The following is a 17553-nucleotide window of genomic DNA, read 5'->3' on the forward strand; positions in this document are numbered from 1 at the left end:
GCACCGGGGTCGGTGCGGCGGCGTTCCGGCCGGTCAGAGCGCGGCGGCCAGGCGGGTGCCCTGGTCGATGGCGCGCTTGGCGTCGAGTTCGGCGGCGACGTCGGCGCCGCCGATCAGGTGGGGCTCGAGGCCGCGGTCGCGCAGGTCCTGGTACAGGTCGCGGCGGGGCTCCTGGCCGGTGCACAGGACGACGGTGTCGACCGGGAGCAGCTGCGGCTCGCCGTCGACGGTCAGGTGCAGGCCGGCGTCGTCGATGAGCTCGTAGGTGGCGCCGGCGACCATGGTGACGCCGCGGTGCTTGAGCTCGGTGCGGTGGATCCAGCCGGTGGTCTTGCCGAGGCCGGCGCCGACCTTGCTGGTCTTGCGCTGGAGCAGGTGGACCTGGCGCGGGGAGCGGCGGCGGACCGGCCGGGCGAGGCCGCCGGGGGTGGTGTGCTCGGTGTCGACGCCCCACTGCTCGAAGAAGACGGCGGGGTTGCTGCTGGCCTGCTCGCCGGGGTCGGTGAGGTACTCGGCGACGTCGAAGCCGATGCCGCCGGCGCCGAGGATGGCGACGCTGTCGCCGACGGCGGCGCCGTCGCGCAGCACGTCGAGGTAGCCGAGCACCTTGGGGTGGTCGATGCCGGGGATCTCGGGGGTGCGGGGGGTGACGCCGGTGGCGAGCACGATCTCGTCCCAGCCGCCGTCCGCGAGGGTGTCGGCGGTGACGGCGGTGTTCAGCCGGACGTCCACGCCGTGGGCGTCGAGCTGGTGGCGGTAGTAGCGCAGGGTCTCGTCGAACTCCTCCTTGCCGGGGACGCGGCGGGCGATGTTGAGCTGCCCGCCGATCCGGTCGGCGGCGTCGAAGAGGGTGACGGCGTGGCCGCGTTCGGCGGCGGAGACGGCGAAGGCGAGGCCGGCCGGGCCGGCGCCGACGACGGCGAGGCGCTTGCGCAGGCGGGTCGGGGAGAGCACGAGTTCGGTCTCGTGGCAGGCCCGCGGGTTGACCAGGCAGGAGGTGATCTTGAGGCTGAAGGTGTGGTCCAGGCAGGCCTGGTTGCAGCCGATGCAGGTGTTGATGGCCTCGGGGGTGCCGGCCTTGGCCTTGGCGACGAAGGCGGGGTCGGCGAGCATCGGGCGGGCGAGCGAGACCAGGTCGGCGTGGCCGTCGGCGAGGAGCTGCTCGGCGAGTTCGGGGGTGTTGATGCGGTTGCTGGTGACCAGCGGGATCGAGACCGCGCCCATGACCTTCTTGGTGACCCAGGCGAAGGCGCCGCGCGGGACCGAGGTGGCGATGGTGGGGATGCGGGCCTCGTGCCAGCCGATGCCGGTGTTGATGATGGTGGCGCCGGCCGCCTCGATCTCCTTGGCGAGCTGGACGACCTCCTCGAGGGTGGAACCGCCGGGGACGAGGTCGAGCATGGAGAGCCGGTAGATCAGGATGAAGTCGAGCCCGACCCGCTCCCGGACCCGGCGGACGATCTCGATCGGGAAGCGCATCCGGTCGGCGTAGGCGCCGCCCCAGCGGTCGGTGCGGTGGTTGGTCGGGGCGGCGATGAACTCGTTGATCAGGTAGCCCTCGGAGCCCATGATCTCCACGCCGTCGTACCCGGCCGCCTGGGCCAGGGCAGCGCAGCGGACGAAGTCCTCGATCGTTCGCTCGACCTGCTCGTCGGTGAGCTCGTTGGGGACGAAGGGGCTGATCGGGGCCTGGAGCGGGCTGGGCGCGACCAGGTCCTGGTGGTAGGCGTACCGGCCGAAGTGCAGGATCTGCATGGCGATCCGGCCGCCCTCGCGGTGCACGGCGTCGGTGATGACGCGGTGCTCGGCCGCCTCCTCCTCGGTGGTGAGCATCGAGCCGCCCTCGAACGGCCGGCCGGCCTCGTTGGGGGCGATGCCGCCGGTGACGATGAGGCCGACGCCGCCGCGGGCGCGCTCGGCGTAGAACGCGGCCATCCGGTCGAAGCCGCCGGGCGCCTCCTCCAGGCCCACGTGCATCGAGCCCATGATCACGCGGTTGGGCAGGGTGGTGAAGCCCAGGTCGAGCGGGCTCAGCAGGTGGGGGTAGGTGCTCATCCGGGGCCTCCAGGCACGGGGGTGGTCATGCCTACGGTAGGGCCGGATACCCACGGGTTGCAACTAGTTGCATATCGCGGATGTCCGGCCCCACCGCTTACGCCGGGCAGCCGCTGTCGGCGATCACGAAGTACCCGGCCGAGGTCTCCTCCAGGGTGTGCGTGGTGTAGAGGTTCCACAGGCCCATGCTCTGGTTCGAGCCGTTGGCGTAGGCGTACCCGCCGCTCTGGTGCGCCCGCCCGGCCGCCACCTGGTTGTAGTTGTTGTCGGTGTGGCAGGTGGGCCGGAAGCCGGTGGTGGTCGCCGTCACCGCCGCCGACCGGGCCCCCTCCGCGCCGGTGGAGTCCACGGCCGCCACGGTGTACGCGTACGCGGAGCCCGCGGCCAGCCCGGTGTCGGTGTACGCCGTCCCGGTCGCGGAGCCGACCCGGGCGGAGCCGCGGTAGACGGCGTACGAGGCCGCGCCGGCCACCGCCGACCAGCTCAGCGAGGCGGTGGTGTCGGTGGCGCCGGTGACGCCCAGGCCGCTCGGGGCGGGCAGGCCGGTGGTGCCGCCGCCCGGGGCGGAGCCGTCGAGGCCCCAGAACAGACCGGTCCGGTACGTCGAGCAGATGGTGTCCAGGTAGTACGTGCCGGTCGCGCCGCACTGCCCGGTGCCGCTGCCCGGGTCCACCGCGAGGCCGTGCGCCATGCCGGCGATCGAGTACAGCTCGACCGCGGGCCGTCCGGCCGCGTCGTCGTACTCGCTGAGCGTGGTACCTCCGTTCAGGCTGAGGGTCGCGGACGCGGTCTGCCCGATGCCCCACACGTCGGTCCACTGGTCGCGCAGCTCGGTGCCGTTGACCGGTTTCACGGTGGTGTCGGCGGTGCCCTGCCAGATCGCCACCCGCGGCCACGGCCCGCTCCAGCCGGGGTACGAGCCGCGCACCTTGTCGCCCCACTGGCGCGGGGTCAGGCCCTGGTCGTTGTACTGGCAGCCGGACGCCGCCGTGGAGGAGGTCGCGCACTGCGCCGGGATGCCGGAGTCGACCGCGCCGCCGGCGAACACGTCCGGGTAGTCGGCCAGCAGGTCGGCGGCCATCCCGCCGCCCGCCGACAGGCCGGTCACGTACACCCGGCCGGGGTCGCTGCCGTACAGCGCGAGCGCCTTGTCGACCATCTGCTTCACCGACAGCGCCTCGCCGTTGCCCCGGGTGGACTGCGCCGGGTTGAACCAGCGGAAGCAGGACAGTGCGTTGTTCGCCGAACTCGTCTGCGGGTAGACCACCGCGAAGCCCCACTGGTCGGCGTACTGCGCCCAGCCCGCGTGCCCGTGGTAGTCGCTCGCGCTCTGCGAGCAGCCGTGCAGGGCCACCACCAGCGGGCGCCCGCTCGCCAGGCCGGTCGGCGCGTAGGCGTACATCGCCAGGTTGCCGGGGTTGGAGCCGAAGCCGGTCACCTGGGTCAGCGCGGCGGCCGAGGCGGTCGGCGCGGTGGCGGTGAGCAGCCCGGCGGCGAGCGCGAGGGCGCCGACGGCGGCGGAGATGAGTCGGTGGAGGCGGCGGGGTCCGGTCCGAGATGCCATGGGGACGCTCCGGGGTGGGGGTGGGGGTTGTGACGTGCATCATCGGAGCCCCGCCGCCCACCCGGTAATGGTCGTGCGATCCATCTCGCACTCCGCTCACATGTGACGCTCCGCCACCGCCCGGCGCCGCGGCCGGATCCCGCCCAGCGCCAGACCCGCCGCCGTCCCGAGCAGGGCGCCGCCGAACGCCAGGGCCGACGCCGCCGACCAGCTGGGCACGGTGCCGTGGGCCCACAGCAGGTACGGCGCCAGGGCCGCCGCCCCGAACACCGCGCCGAGCAGCACCGGCCCCGGGGAGGGGCGGCTCAGCCCGCCGAGTTCGCGCCACAGCAGTCCCAGGAACAGGAGCAGCCACAGCGACAGCACGGACACCACGGCGAGCGTCAGCGCGCCCGGCACCCGCCAGTACAGCCACGCCGCCAACATCCAGGCGAGCAGCAGCGCCTCACTGAACGCCAGGCCGCCGGCGAACCGGCGGCGGCGGTCGGGCGGTGCGCTGCGCACCCGGCGGGCGCCGACGGCGGCGAGAGCGGCTGCCCAGCCCACGGTGACGGCCACCGGCAGGCCCCTCCCCCAGTCGCGCGGTACGGCTGCGACGGCTGGGCGCTTCGGGTACCGCCGCACCGACCAGGAGCCGTCCGGCCCGCGGACGGCCAGTCCCCACCCCGGGTACTGGGCGAGCACGAACTCGCCGCCGTCGGTGTCGACCAGCAGCACCTGTGCCGGTCGCAGGTAGTCGCGGAGGGTGTCGTCCCACTGCGGACGGTCCGGATCGGCCGAGGTGCCCGTCGAGGTCGGCGCCGGGTGGGGCCTGGCCGGGGAGAGACCCCACGCGGGGAACGGGTCGAAGGCGGGCTGCCAGCTCGCCCCGCCGTCCTCGCTCACCTCGACCGCCGAGTGGTCGTCGAGCAGCCGGTAGCAGCGGGTCACGAGGGTCCGGGAACAGTGGCCCGCGGCGGGCGGCGGGCTGTCGTCCCGCGGGCCCGGGTCCTGCTCCAGCAGCGTCCAGGTGGTGCCGCCGTCGTCCGTGGTCCACCGGTCCTTGTCGACGTCCAGCACCGGGCGGCCCGCGGCGCTCCACAGCTCGTAGTGCTTGGGTATCTCGGAGGTGGCCGCCATCGCCAGGACCGCCAGCGGGACCGCCACCACCGCCAGCGACTCCCGCCAGCGGGCGGGGCGGCGGCTGCGCCGCCACAGCCACCAGGCCACCGCGAGCAGCGGAAGGGCCATCAGATCGGCCGGATCGCCCTTGATCCGACTGGGGACGCCGCTCGACGACCAGATCGCGGAGGCGATCGCACCGCCCGCCGGCCCGGACTTGGCCAGCGTGAACGCCACCGCCGTACCGGCCACGCCGAACAGCGCCGGCCCGTCGCCGCGCAGCCGCAGCAGGGGCGTGACCAGCAGCGCCAGCATCGGCGGCGCGACCAGCATCCACGCCAGGTCGCTGAGCTTGCCGGTGACCGCGCCCGGCCACCGCTCCTTGCCCACCCCGTCGTTGAACAGCAGCACCAGCACCGCGAGCACCGTCCCCGGCTGCCCGCTCCAGCGCAGCACCGCCCGGACCGCGGCCCATTCCCCCGTCGTCGCCATGGCGTACGAGTCTCCCGCTCCCCGATCACGCTTCCGGCACGCCGAGGTCCCGGTCCGCTTCCGTCCGGGTGGACCTCGGCGGGTGGGCGCGAGTGTTGCCGCCGCCTTCGGGCGGCCGCGGCCGATGGTGGTCGATGGTGGTCGACGATCCGCCACCGTCCGGAGGTCGCCATGCGCATCCTGTTCCTCGTCAGCGCGTTCAACAGTCTCAGCCAGCGGCTCCATGCCGAACTGCGGGACCTGCGGCACACCGTCGAGGTCCACGTGGCCGGGGACGAGGGGGCGCTCCGCGCGGCGCTCGACCGGTTCGGGCCTGACCTGGTGCTGGCGCCGATGCTGAAGTCGGCCGTCCCCGAGGACGTCTGGTCGGCGTACACCTGCCTGATCGTCCATCCGGGCCCGCCGGGCGACCGGGGTCCTTCCTCGCTCGACCGGGCGGTCCAGGACGGGGTCGCCGAGTGGGGGGTGACGGTGCTCCAGGCGGAGCGGGAGATGGACGCCGGACCGGTCTGGGCGTCCGCGTCCTGTCCGCTGCCGCCGGGATGCGCCAAGAGCGACCTGTACCGGGGCGAGGTGGCGGACGCGGCGGTGGCGGCCGCGCTGCTCGCCGTGGAGCGCTTCGCCGCCGGCGGGTACCGGCCGCAGCCGCAGCACGGCCCCGGCTGGCGGGAGCCGATCCGCACCCGGCCGTACCTGCGCCAGGAGCAGCGCCGGATCGACTGGTCCGCCGACCCGACCGAAGCCGTGCTGCGCCGGCTGCGCGCCGCGGACTCCCAGCCGGGCGTGCTGGACGAGCTGCTGGGCGCCGAGTGGTACCTGCACGGCGGGCACCCGGAGCCGGAGCTGCGCGGCCGCCCGGGCGCACTGCTCGCCACCCGGTCCGGGGCGGTGTGCCGGGCCACCGCGGACGGCGCGGTGTGGATCCCGGAGCTGCGCCGGCGGCGCACCCCGGGCGGACCGGAGACCTTCAAACTGCCCGCGGTGACGGCGCTCGGGGCGCTGCTGCCGAGGGTGCCGGAGGTACTGGCCCCGCTGATGGGGGCCGAGGGCCGCGCCCCGGCCTGGACGGACATCGGCTACCGCGAGGAGGGCCCGGTGGGCTTCCTGCGCTTCTCCTTCCCGGGCGGCGCGATGTCCACCGACCACTGCCGGCGGCTGCTGGACGCGTACCGCTTCGCGCTGGGCCGGCCGACCTCGGTGCTGGTGCTGGGCGGCGGGCGGGACTTCTTCTCCAACGGCATCCACCTGAACGTGATCGAGGCGGCGGCCGACCTGGCCCGCGAGTCCTGGGCGAACATCACCGCCATCGACGACCTGGTGGCGGAGGTGCTGACCACGACCGACCGGCTGGTGGTGGCGGCGCTCGGCGGCAACGCGGCGGCCGGCGGGGTGATGCTGGCGCTGGCCGCCGACGAGGTGTGGTGCCGTCAGGGCGCGGTGCTCAACCCGCACTACCGGCTGATGGGCCTGTACGGGTCGGAGTACTGGACGTACAGCCTGCCGCGCCGGGTGGGGGCGGCCGAGGCGGAACGGCTGACCGAACGGGCGCAGCCGGTGTCGGCCGAGGCCGCGCACCGGATCGGCCTGGTGGACCGGGTGCTCGCCTGTGCGCCGGCGGACTTCGGTCCGACGGCGGCCCACCTGGCGGGCCTGCTGGCGGCCTCGCCGACGGTGCAGGACCGGATCGCCGCGAAGAAGGCGGCCCGCGACGCGGACGAGCGGGCCCGGCCGCTGGCCGCCTACCGGGAGGAGGAGCTGGCGGTGATGCGCCGCCAGTTCCGCGACCCCGCCGCGCCGTACCACGCCCTGCGGGCCGCCTTCGTCCGCAAGCGCCCGGCACCCGCCGGGGCGGCCGCCCTGTGCTCCGGGGAGCACTGACCCGAACGGCCCCGCCGGGTTGCGTCCCTTCGGGCGACCCCTTCGGCTTTCCGGACCGGCGTTCGATCCGAAGCGTTGCTATGACTGTCTTTGAGCCATTTCGTCCGGCTCCCATCCCCGAGGAGGCATCCTCATGGGTGCTGCAACAACCGACACCGACGTGGTGCACATTCTCTGGATCAACGCGGGGCTCAGCTGCGACGGCGACTCGGTCTCCCTGACCGCCGCCATGCAGCCGAGCATCGAGGAGATCGTCACCGGCGCACTGCCCGGCCTGCCCAAGGTCGCGGTGCACTGGCCGCTGATCGACTTCGAGTGCGGCCCGGTCCAGGGCGCGGACAACTTCGTCGAGTGGTTCTTCAAGGCCGACCGCGGCGAGCTGGACCCGTTCGTCCTGGTCGTCGAGGGGTCCATCCCCAACGAGAAGATCAAGAAGGAGGGCTACTGGTGCGGGTTCGGCGACGACCCGGCGACCGGTCAACCCATCACCACCAGTGAGTGGCTGGACCGGCTCGCCCCAAAGGCGACCGGGGTGGTGGCGATCGGCACCTGCGCCACATACGGCGGTATCCACGCGATGGCCGGCAACCCGACCGGCGCGATGGGCGTGCCGGACTACCTGGGCTGGAACTGGAAGTCCAAGGCCGGCCTGCCGATCGTCTGCGTGCCGGGCTGCCCGATCCAGCCCGACAACTTCGCCGAGACGCTCACCTACCTGCTGTACCAGCTGGCCGGCTCGGCGCCGATGATCCCGCTGGACGACAAGCTGCGGCCGGCCTGGCTGTTCGGGGCCACCGTGCACGAGGGCTGCGACCGCGGCGGCTACTACGAGCAGGGCCAGTTCGCCACCGACTACGGCACGCCCGAGTGCCTGGTGCGGCTCGGCTGCTGGGGTCCGGTCGTCAAGTGCAACGTCGCCAAGCGCGGCTGGATCAACGGCGTCGGCGGCTGTCCGAACGTCGGCGGCATCTGCATCGCCTGCACCATGCCGGGCTTCCCGGACAAGTTCATGCCCTTCATGGACCCCCCGCCCGGCTCGCGGGTCTCCTCCGGCGCCAGTTCCGTCTACGGGTCGCTGATCCGCCGGCTCCGCGACATGACCCAGAAGACCGTCGACAAGGAACCGAAGTGGCGCCACACCGGCGGCCGGCTGACCACCGGTTACCGCCCGCCCTGGTGACGTCCGAGGGCCGCACGCCCACCGGCGTGCGGCCCGTCGCCGCCGACCTCCCCCACCCGTAGAGAAGGGCACGACACAGACGATGGCAACGACCACCCCGGCGGCCGGCGACGGCAGCGGCCTGACGGAGATGTCCTGGGACCCGATCACCCGGATCGTGGGCAGCCTGGGCATCCACACGAAGATCGACTTCAAGCAGAAGCGGGTCGCGGAGTGCTACAGCACCTCGTCCGTGTTCCGCGGCTACAGCGTCTTCATGCGCGGCAAGGACCCGCGCGACGCCCACTTCATCACCAGCCGCATCTGCGGCATCTGCGGCGACAACCACGCCACCTGTTCGGTCTACACGCAGAACATGGCGTACGGCGTGAAGCCGCCGCACCTCGGCGAGTGGATCATCAACCTCGGCGAGGCCGCCGAGTACATGTTCGACCACAACATCTTCCAGGAGAACCTGGTCGGGGTCGACTACTGCGAGAAGATGGTCCGCGAGACCAACCCGGGCGTCCTGGAGCTGGCCGAGCGCACCGAGGCGCCGCACGCCGGCGACCACGGGTACAAGACCATCGCCGACATCATGCGCTCGCTCAACCCGATCGAGGGCGAGTTCTACCGCGAGGCGCTGCAGGTCAGCCGCTACACCCGGGAGATGTTCTGCCTGATGGAGGGCCGCCACGTGCACCCCTCCACGCTCTACCCGGGCGGCGTGGGCACGGTGGCCACCGTCCAGCTGTTCACCGACTACCTGACCCGCCTGATGCGGTACGTGGAGTTCATGAAGAAGGTCGTGCCGCTCCACGACGACCTGTTCGACTTCTTCTACCAGGCCCTGCCCGGCTACGAGGAGGTCGGCCGCCGCCGGGTGCTGCTCGGCTGCTGGGGCAGCCTCAACGACCCCGACCACTGCGACTTCACCTACCGCAACATGACGTCCTGGGGCCGGAAGATGTTCGTCACCCCGGGCGTGGTGGTGGACGGCAAGCTGGTCACCAACGACCTGACCGAGATCAACCTCGGCATCCGGATCCTGCTCGGCAGCTCGTACTACGAGGACTGGCAGGGCAAGGAGATGTTCGTCACCCACGACCCGCTGGGCAACCCGGTCGACCCGCGCCACCCGTGGAACCAGCACACCATCCCGCAGCCGCAGAAGCGCAACTTCGACGACAAGTACAGCTGGGTGATGTCGCCGCGCTGGTTCGACGGCAAGGACTACCTCGCGCTGGACACCGGCGGCGGCCCGATCGCGCGCCTGTGGTCCACCGCCCTGTCCGGCCTGGTCGACATCGGCTACGTCAAGGCCACCGGCCACAGCGTCGTGATCAACCTCCCCCGCTCGATGACCAAGCCCGAGGTCACCTTCGAGTGGAAGATCCCGCAGTGGAGCAACGCCATCGAGCGCAACCGCGCCCGCACCTACTTCCAGGCGTACGCGGCCGCCGCCGCCCTGCACTTCGCCGAGAAGGCGCTGGACGAGGTCCGGGCCGGGCGCAGCCAGACCTGGGAGCGGTTCGAGGTGCCGGACGAGTCGATCGGCTGCGGCTTCACCGAGGCGGTGCGCGGCGTCCTCTCGCACCACATGGTGATCCGCGACGGCAAGATCGCCAACTACCACCCGTACCCGCCGACCCCGTGGAACGCCAGCGTCCGCGACAGCTACGGCACCCCCGGCCCGTACGAGGACGCGGTGCAGAACACCCCGATCTTCGAGGAGAACTCCCCGGAGAACTTCAAGGGCATCGACATCATGCGCGCGGTGCGCAGCTTCGACCCGTGCCTGCCCTGCGGCGTGCACATGTACGTCGGAGGCGGGCGGACCGTACAGACCATGCACGTGCCCACCGGCCTGAGCGGGCTGACCGCATGACGGCGGAGCAGACCGGGCTGCGGATCCAGGAGGCGCTGGACGCCCTGGCCGGCAGCGGTGCCGAGGAGGCCGGCGAGCAGCTGGTCCGCGACCTGATGGCGTTCTACGGCGAGGGGCTGGCCCGGCTGGTGCCGGCGGTGCCCCCGCCGACCCTGGCGCGGCTGCTGGACGATCCGGCGGTGGCCGGGCTGCTGCTGCTGCACGACCTGCACCCCGAGGACCTCGACGCCCGGATCTCCCGGGCGCTCGACGCGCTGCCGGAGCAGGTCGAGCGGGTCGGCTTCGACCCGGCGAGCGGCACGCTGCGGCTGCGCCGGACCGCCTCCGGCTGCGGGTGCGGCGAGCAGGAGGTGGAGGCCGCGCTCGCCTGCCACGCGCCCGAGGTGACCGCCGTCGAGCTGGAGCGCGGTCCCCAGCTGCTGCAGATCGCCACCCGTCCGCCGCTGGCCGCGGAGGCCCGATGAGCACCCGTCACATCTCCCGCGCGGGCACCTCGCTGCTGCGCCGGCTGCGCGAGCCGGCGCCGCCGCAGCCGGAGCGCTGCGAGTTCTGCGGCCGCGACCTGCCGCCCGGCCACCGGCACCTGGTGGACACCGAGGAGCGGGCGCTGACCTGCGCCTGCACCGCCTGCGGGCTGCTGTTCCAGCAGGCGGGCGCGGCCGGCGGCCGCTACCGCAGCGTGCCCGACCGCTACCTCACCGACCCGGACCGGGTGCTGGACGAGCGGGCCTGGTCGGTGCTGGGCATCCCGGTCGGCACCGCGTTCCTGTTCCGCAACGCCCGGCTGGAGCGGCTGGTCGCCCTCTACCCCGGTCCGGCCGGTGCCACCGAGGCCGAACTGGACGACGCCGCCTGGCAGGGCGCGCTCGGCGACAGCCGGCTGGCCGCCGCCCTGGAACCGGACGTGGAGGCCCTGCTGCTGCGCCGCACCGGCCACCGGGTGGAGTGCTACCTGGTGCCGATCGACGTCTGCTACGAGCTGGTCGGCCGGCTGCGGCTGTGCTGGCACGGCTTCGACGGCGGCGCCGAGGCGCGCGCCGAGCTGGACTCCTTCTTCGCCCGGTTGGCCGACCGGGCCCGCGACCTGCCCGCGGAGGTGGTGGCGTGACCGCGCTGTCCTTCACCTGCACCGGCGTGCGCTCCGACCCGTACGCGGCCTCGCCGACCCTGGTGTTCCGGCTGCGGATCACCGGGCCGCCCGACACCCGGGTGCACGCCCTCGCGCTCCGCTGCCAGCTGCGCATCGAACCGGGCCGCCGCCCGTACGCCCAGGCCGAGGGCGGGCGGCTGACCGACCTGTTCGGCGAGCGGGAGCGCTGGGCGACCACGCTCAACCCGATCCAGTTCGCCCAGGTCTCCCTGCTGGTGCCCGGCTTCACCGGGGAGACCGAGGCGGACCTGGTGGTGCCGTGCAGCTACGACCTGGAGGTGGCCTCGGCCCGCTACTTCCGGGCCCTGGACGGCGGCGAGGTGCCGCTGCTGCTGCTGTTCTCCGGCACCGCGTTCGCCGGCCCGGCCGGCTTCCAGGTCACCCCGGTGCCGTGGGACCGGGAGACCACCGTACGGATGCCGGTCCGGGTCTGGCGGGAGGCGATCGAGCAGCACTTCCCCGGCTGCGGCTGGCTGCGGCTGCCCGACGACCTGATGGACGCGCTGCTCGCCTACCGCTCCCGCCGGGCCCTGCCCTCCTGGGAGGCCACCGTGCGCGAACTGCTGGCCGCCGCCCCGGTCGCGGAGGTGGTCCGGTGAACGCCTTCCCCGCCGACATCGAGACCGGCTTCGCCGCCGCCCGGCAGATCGCCGACGCGGTGCTGCTCGAGGGCTACGTGCTCTACCCGTACCGCGCGTCGGCGGCCAAGAACCGGCTGCGCTGGCAGTTCGGCGTGCTCGTCCCGCCCGAGTACGGCGAGGTGGGCGGCGAGCACGTCCAGCAGCGCACCGAGTGCGTGATGGAGCCGCGCCACGACGACCGGCTGGCCGTCGAACTGCGCTTCCTGCGCCCCCAGCGGCGGACCGTGGAACGGTCCACCCCGGCCGGCGGGTACGAGCCCGTGGAGCGGCTGGAGCTGGCCGACCGGGTCCTCGTCCCGTGGGACGAGGGTGTCGAGGAGCGGATCGAACTGCTCGTCCCGATCGGCGAGTTGGCCGGCAACGGGGTACTGCGCGGATTCCGCCTGCCGGCCGCCGCCGAGATGGAGCTGATCCGCGAGAACGGCGTCGCCCTCGGCCGGGTGCTGCGCCGCCGCGAACAGATCGACGGCCTGCTGCGGTTGACCACCGAGGACCTCCCCGGACCGTACCGGGCCCAGCGGTTGACCGTGGTGGTGGAGAACGCCTCCACCTGGACCCCGGCGCCGGACGCCCGCCGGGAGGACGCGCTGCCGCGCTCGCTGGTCTCCACCCACCTGCTGATCGGGCTGGAGCACGGCTGGTTCCAGTCCGTCACCGACCCGCCGGAGTGGGCCCGGGCCGCCGTCGACCGGTGCCGCAACGAGCACACCTGGCCGGTGCTGGCCGGACCCAACGGCGGGCGCCGGGTCATGCTCTCCTCGCCGATCATCCTGGAGGACCACCCGCAGATCGCCCCGGAGAGCCCCGGCACGCTCTACGACTCCACCGAGATCGACGAGATCCTCGCCCTGCGCACCGCGGCCCTGACCGACCACGAGAAGCGCGAGGCCCGCGGCACCGACGAGCGGGCCGGCGCCGTCATCGACCTCGCCGACTCGATGCCGCCCGAGGTGCTGGAGCGCCTGCACGGCGCGGTCCGCGGGCTGCGCGAGATCACCGGGGCCTCGCCCGAGGCCGAACAGCCCTGGTGGGACCCGGGCAACGACTCCGCGGTCGACCCCGAGCGGGACCGGGTGGTGATCGACGGCCGCTCGGTCGGCGCCGGCAGCCGGGTCCTGCTGCGGCCCGGCCGACGGCGCACCGACGCCCAGGACCTGTTCCTGCACGGGCGGACCGGGATGGTCGAGGCGGTCCTCCACGACGTCGACGGCTCGGTCCACCTGGCCGTGACGGTCGAGGGCGACCCGGGCGCCGACCTGTGGCGGGCGCAGGGGCGCTTCCGCTACTTCCAGCCGGACGAGGTCACCCCGCTGGGCGACCCGCTTCCCGAGCGCGGCCCGCGGGCCGGGCACGGGCCGCTGGAGGGCGTGGCTCCCGGGGAGGGCATTGCTTCCGGGGAGATCGGGTGAGCGCGGACCCGGGCGGCGGCGCGGGCCGGGTGCTGGTCGCCGGGGTCGGCAACATCTTCCTCGGCGACGACGGGTTCGGGGTGGAGGCCGTCCGCCGGCTGTCCGCGCACCCCGTGCCGGACGGCGTCGAGGTCGTCGACGTGGGCGTACGCGGGGTCGACCTGGCGTACCGGCTGCTCGACGGCTACCGCACCGCGGTCCTGGTGGACGCCACCGCCCGCGGCGGGGCGCCCGGCACCGTCTACCTGATCGAGGCCGCCGCCGAGCCGGTGGAGGCACCGCTGCTCGACGGCCACCGGATGGGGCCGGACGCCGTCCTCGCCCTGCTCACCACCCTCGCCGCCGGCACCGGTTGCGAGCCGCCCGGCCGGGTACTGGTGGTCGGCTGCGAACCGGCGTCGCTGGAGGAGGGCATCGGGCTCAGTGCCCCGGTGGCCGCCGCCGTCGAGGAGGCGGTCCAACTCGTGCTGCGGGTCGTGGATGAGGCCGCGCGGCCCAAGAGAGAGGCGTCAGCATGCTGAAGAACCTGGTCTGTACGGCCGTGGTGGTCGCGGTCGGGGCCCTGGTCTGGCAGAGCCTGCCGGACATCAAGCGCTACCTCGCCATCCGGCGGATGTGAGGCGCGGATTGCTGCGAACGGTGTAGCCCCGGGCGCGGTGGCGGCGCGGCTTCGAGCCGTGACCGCCACCGCGCCCTGTAATGGGGGCCGGTTGCCGCGGATCGTGGGAAGGGGGCCGATGCACGAGATGTCGATCGCCGCCGCCGTCGTCGAGCAGGTGGACGAGGCCGCGCGCGAGCACGGCGCGCCCGGCGTCGCCCGGGTCCGGCTGCAGGTCGGCGAGCTGGCCGGGGTGGTCCCGCAGGCACTCGACTTCTGCTTCGAACTCGCCTGCACCGGAACGCTGGTGGAAGGCGCCGCGCTGGAGACCGAACAGGTCGCGGCGCGCGCCCGGTGCACCCCCTGCGCGACCGAATGGGCGGTCGGCATGCCACCGGACCTCGGCTGCCCGAGCTGCGCCGGCGGCGACGTCGAACTGCTGAGCGGCCGCGAGCTGCAGATCCTCGACGTCGAGTGGGCCGCGCCCGCGGGCGTCGGGGCCGATCAGGAAGAAGGCTGATGCCGATGTGCCGCACGGTCGATCTCCGTCAGGCGGTGCTGGCCCGCAACGACGACAGCGCCCGCGAGCTGCGGGCCGCCCTGGCCGCCCGCGGGACAGTGGCGGTGAACCTGCTCTCCAGCCCCGGCAGCGGCAAGACCGCTCTGCTGGAGGCCGAGTTGGGCCTGGCCCGCGAGCGGGGCGTCCCGGTCGCGGCGCTCACCGCCGACCTCGCCACCGAGAACGACGCGCTGCGCCTGGCCCGTTCGGGAGCACCGGTCAAGCAGGTGCTCACCGACGGGCTCTGCCACCTGGAGGCGGTGATGCTCGCCAAGCACCTGGACGGCTGGCTGCCCGAGGACACCCGGCTGCTGTTCGTGGAGAACGTCGGCAACCTGGTCTGCCCGGCCTCCTACGACCTCGGCGAGTCGCTGCGCGTCGTCCTGGCCTCGGTGACCGAGGGCGAGGACAAGCCGCTCAAGTACCCGACCGCGTTCGGGCTGGCCAACCTGGTCGTGGTGACCAAGGCCGACCTGGCGGCCGCCGCCGAGTTCGACGAGGCCGCGTTCCTGGCCGCCGTCGCCCGGGTCAACCCCGGGGTGGAGGTGGTCTTCACCTCGGCCCGGACCGGGCAGGGCGCGGGCCTGCTGCTGGACCGGGCGCTGGCCGTCCTGGACGGCGCCCGGCCGCACCGGCCGGTGATGGCCGCCGCCGCACCCGACCACGGCCACGGCCACGGCCACGGAGGACACCACCACGGGCCGGTCGCGGTGGAGGACCTCGCGTGACGAGCGGTCGGCGCACGCCCGACCTCGAACGGCGCCGGGTCGCCGTCCGCGGCCTGGTCCAGGGCGTGGGCTTCCGGCCGTTCGTCTTCACCCTGGCCGGCGAACTCGGCCTGGCCGGCAGCGTCACCAACACCGGCGAGGGCGTCCTGGCCGAGGTGGAGGGCGACCGCGCGGCACTGGACGCCTTCTGCCGCCGCCTGGCCGGCGACGCGCCCCCGCTGGCCCGGGTGGACTCGGTCGAGTACGCCCCGCTGGCCGCCACCGGCGCCGACGGCTTCACCATCGCCCCCTCCCGCGCCGACGGCCCGCGCACCGCCCTCATCCCGCCGGACGTCGCCGTCTGCGCCGACTGCCTCGCCGAACTGGCCGACCCCGCCGACCGCCGCCACCGGCACCCGTTCATCAGCTGCACCAACTGCGGGCCCCGGCACACCATCGTCACCGGCCTGCCGTACGACCGGGCCCAGACCACCATGGCCGGCTTCCCGATGTGCGCCGACTGCGCCCGGGAGTACGGCGATCCGGCCGACCGGCGCTTCCACGCCCAGCCGGTGTCCTGCCACGCCTGCGGCCCCCGGCTCTCGCTCACCGTGCCCGGACGCCCCGACCTCGCCGGCGAGGACGCCCTCGGCGAGGCGCGGCGGCTGCTGGCCGGCGGCGCGATCCTCGCTGTGAAGGGCCTCGGCGGCTACCACCTGGCCTGCGACGCCCGCAACGCCGACACCGTCGCCCTGCTGCGCCGGCGCAAGCAGCGCGGCGACAAGGCCTTCGCCCTGATGGCCCGTGACCTGGCCACCGTCGAGGCGCTGGTGGACCTCGGCCCGGTGGAACGCGAGCTGCTCACCGGCCCGGTCCGCCCGATCGTGCTGCTGCGCCGCACCGGCCCGCTCCCGCCCGCGCTCTCGGCCGCCGTCCCCCGCACCCCGGACCTCGGGGTGATGCTGCCGTACACGCCGCTGCACCACCTGCTGCTCGCGGCGCCCGGGCCCGACCTGCTGGTGATGACCAGCGCCAACCTCTCCGGCGAGCCGATCGTCACCGACGACGCCGAGGCGCTGGAGCGGCTCGCCCCACTGGTGGACGGATGGCTGGCCCACGACCGCCCGATCCGGGTGCCCTGCGAGGACTCCGTGGTGCGGGTGGTGGACGGCGAACTGCTGCCGCTCCGTCGCTCCCGCGGGTACGCGCCGCTGCCGCTGCCGCTCCCCGTGCCGGTCCGCCCCGCCCTGGCCGTCGGCGGCGACCTGAAGAACTGCTTCGCACTCGCCCGCGGCGGCTACGCCTGGCTGTCCGGCCACATCGGCGACATGGACGACCTGGCCACCTTGCGCGCCTTCGACCACGCCGTCGACCACCTCGGCTCGATCACCGGCGTACGGCCCGAGTTGCTGGTCACCGACCGCCACCCCGGCTACCGCTCGGTCCGGCACGCGGAACGCGCGGCGGCCGGCCGCCCGGTCCACCGGGTGCAGCACCACCACGCCCACATCGCCGCCGTGATGGCCGAGCACGGGCTGGACGGCAGCCGGCCCGTCCTCGGCCTCGCCTTCGACGGCACCGGCTACGGCGAGGACGGCGCGGTCTGGGGCGGCGAGGTGCTGCTCGCCGACTACGACGGCTTCCGCCGCCTCGCCCACCTCGGCTACGTCCCACTGCCCGGCGGCGACGCGGCCGTGGAGCGCCCGTACCGGACCGCGCTGGCCCACCTGCGCGCCGCCGGCCTCGCCTGGACCCCCGGGCTGCCCCCGGTCGACGCCTGCCCACCCGACGAACTGCGGATCCTGGACAAGCAGTTGGCCCGCGACCTGAACTGCGTGCCGACCTCCAGCATGGGCCGGCTGTTCGACGCCGTCTCCTCGCTCGCCGGGATCTGCCACCGCTCCGGCTACGAAGCCCAGGCGGCCATCGAACTGGAGGCCGCGGCAGCCGAGTTCGGCCCCGCAACCGGGCCTGGCGGCGGGTACGCCTTCGCGCTGCAACCGGCCGCGTCCGGCTGGATCGCCGACCCCGGCCCGCTGCTCGCCGCGGTGGTGGCCGACCTCGCCGCCGGCGCGCCCGCCGGGCTGGTCGCCGCCCGCTTCCACACCGCGGTGGCCGACCTGGTCCGCGCGGTCTGCGCGGCCGCCCGGGAGCGGCACGGCACCACCACGGTGGCGCTCAGCGGCGGGGTGTTCGCCAACGCGCTGCTCTCCTCGGCCTGTGCACAGGGCCTCGGGGAGGACGGATTCACCGTGCTGCGGCACCGCCGGGTGCCGCCCAACGACGGAGGGCTGGCCCTCGGCCAGCTGATGGTGGCCGCCCGCTCGGCGGCCGCCCGGGAGGAGTGACAGC

Annotated in this window: 15 protein-coding genes; 12 read left to right on the forward strand and 3 right to left on the reverse strand. The window is 74.2% G+C overall.

Going from position 1 to position 17553, the window contains the following annotated elements; translation table 11 throughout:
* Positions 1 to 33: 33 nt before the first annotated feature.
* The 3 genes from FHR36_RS25560 to FHR36_RS25570 form a co-directional block, all read right to left on the reverse strand.
* Positions 34 to 2055, reverse strand: coding sequence for an oxidoreductase (locus tag FHR36_RS25560; RefSeq protein WP_253800541.1), 2022 nt, complete (start codon positions 2053 to 2055; stop codon positions 34 to 36).
* A gap of 97 nt (positions 2056 to 2152) precedes the next feature.
* The gene (locus FHR36_RS25565; protein WP_253800543.1) at positions 2153 to 3619 is read right to left on the reverse strand and encodes an extracellular catalytic domain type 1 short-chain-length polyhydroxyalkanoate depolymerase; all 1467 of its coding nucleotides are present in this window, start codon (positions 3617 to 3619) and stop codon (positions 2153 to 2155) included.
* A 96-nt stretch (positions 3620 to 3715) separates the two neighbouring features.
* Complete coding sequence (locus tag FHR36_RS25570) at positions 3716 to 5212, reverse strand: hypothetical protein (RefSeq protein ID WP_253800545.1); 1497 nt, start codon at positions 5210 to 5212, stop codon at positions 3716 to 3718.
* A gap of 171 nt (positions 5213 to 5383) precedes the next feature.
* On the opposite strand from FHR36_RS25570, the gene FHR36_RS25575 reads away from it, so the two are divergent.
* The 12 genes from FHR36_RS25575 to hypF all read left to right on the forward strand — a co-directional run bounded on the left by FHR36_RS25575 (position 5384) and on the right by hypF (position 17549).
* Positions 5384 to 7090, forward strand: a complete 1707-nt coding sequence (locus FHR36_RS25575) for a hydrogenase maturation protein (RefSeq protein WP_253800547.1) — start codon at positions 5384 to 5386, stop codon at positions 7088 to 7090.
* A gap of 133 nt (positions 7091 to 7223) precedes the next feature.
* On the forward strand, positions 7224 to 8270 hold the full coding sequence (locus FHR36_RS25580) for an NADH-quinone oxidoreductase subunit B family protein (protein WP_253800549.1): 1047 nt from the start codon (positions 7224 to 7226) through the stop codon (positions 8268 to 8270).
* A gap of 82 nt (positions 8271 to 8352) precedes the next feature.
* Positions 8353 to 10137 carry a nickel-dependent hydrogenase large subunit gene (locus FHR36_RS25585; RefSeq protein ID WP_253800551.1) on the forward strand — a complete coding sequence of 595 codons (1785 nt, stop codon included), beginning with the start codon at positions 8353 to 8355 and terminating at the stop codon, positions 10135 to 10137.
* Positions 10134 to 10601 (forward strand): NifU-related iron-sulfur-binding protein, encoded by a 468-nt coding sequence (locus tag FHR36_RS25590; protein WP_253800553.1) that lies wholly within the window; start codon positions 10134 to 10136, stop codon positions 10599 to 10601. The genes FHR36_RS25585 and FHR36_RS25590 overlap by 4 nt, the downstream gene beginning before the upstream one ends.
* Entirely contained in the window at positions 10598 to 11245 is a 648-nt protein-coding gene (locus FHR36_RS25595) for a DUF5947 family protein (RefSeq protein ID WP_253800556.1), read from the forward strand. Before FHR36_RS25590 ends, FHR36_RS25595 begins: the two co-directional genes overlap by 4 nt.
* Positions 11242 to 11886: a DUF6084 family protein gene (locus FHR36_RS25600; protein WP_253800559.1), complete on the forward strand. Its 645-nt coding sequence runs from the start codon at positions 11242 to 11244 to the stop codon at positions 11884 to 11886. Before FHR36_RS25595 ends, FHR36_RS25600 begins: the two co-directional genes overlap by 4 nt.
* Positions 11883 to 13337, forward strand: coding sequence for a hypothetical protein (locus FHR36_RS25605; protein WP_253800561.1), 1455 nt, complete (start codon positions 11883 to 11885; stop codon positions 13335 to 13337). The genes FHR36_RS25600 and FHR36_RS25605 overlap by 4 nt, the downstream gene beginning before the upstream one ends.
* Positions 13334 to 13858, forward strand: coding sequence for a hydrogenase maturation protease (locus tag FHR36_RS25610; RefSeq protein WP_253800564.1), 525 nt, complete (start codon positions 13334 to 13336; stop codon positions 13856 to 13858). Before FHR36_RS25605 ends, FHR36_RS25610 begins: the two co-directional genes overlap by 4 nt.
* Positions 13852 to 13956, forward strand: coding sequence for a DUF6893 family small protein (locus FHR36_RS40380; RefSeq protein WP_380231794.1), 105 nt, complete (start codon positions 13852 to 13854; stop codon positions 13954 to 13956). The genes FHR36_RS25610 and FHR36_RS40380 overlap by 7 nt, the downstream gene beginning before the upstream one ends.
* A gap of 118 nt (positions 13957 to 14074) precedes the next feature.
* Positions 14075 to 14455, forward strand: coding sequence for a hydrogenase maturation nickel metallochaperone HypA (gene hypA, locus FHR36_RS25615; RefSeq protein WP_253800567.1), 381 nt, complete (start codon positions 14075 to 14077; stop codon positions 14453 to 14455).
* Between the two features lie 5 nt (positions 14456 to 14460).
* Positions 14461 to 15222 (forward strand): hydrogenase nickel incorporation protein HypB, encoded by a 762-nt coding sequence (hypB, locus tag FHR36_RS25620; RefSeq protein ID WP_253800750.1) that lies wholly within the window; start codon positions 14461 to 14463, stop codon positions 15220 to 15222.
* Entirely contained in the window at positions 15219 to 17549 is a 2331-nt protein-coding gene (gene hypF, locus FHR36_RS25625) for a carbamoyltransferase HypF (protein ID WP_253800569.1), read from the forward strand. Before hypB ends, hypF begins: the two co-directional genes overlap by 4 nt.
* Positions 17550 to 17553: the final 4 nt, after the last annotated feature.

Origin of the sequence: Kitasatospora cinereorecta (genome assembly GCF_024172095.1) — a bacterium.
Classification (GTDB): Bacteria; Actinomycetota; Actinomycetes; order Streptomycetales; family Streptomycetaceae; genus Kitasatospora; species Kitasatospora cinereorecta.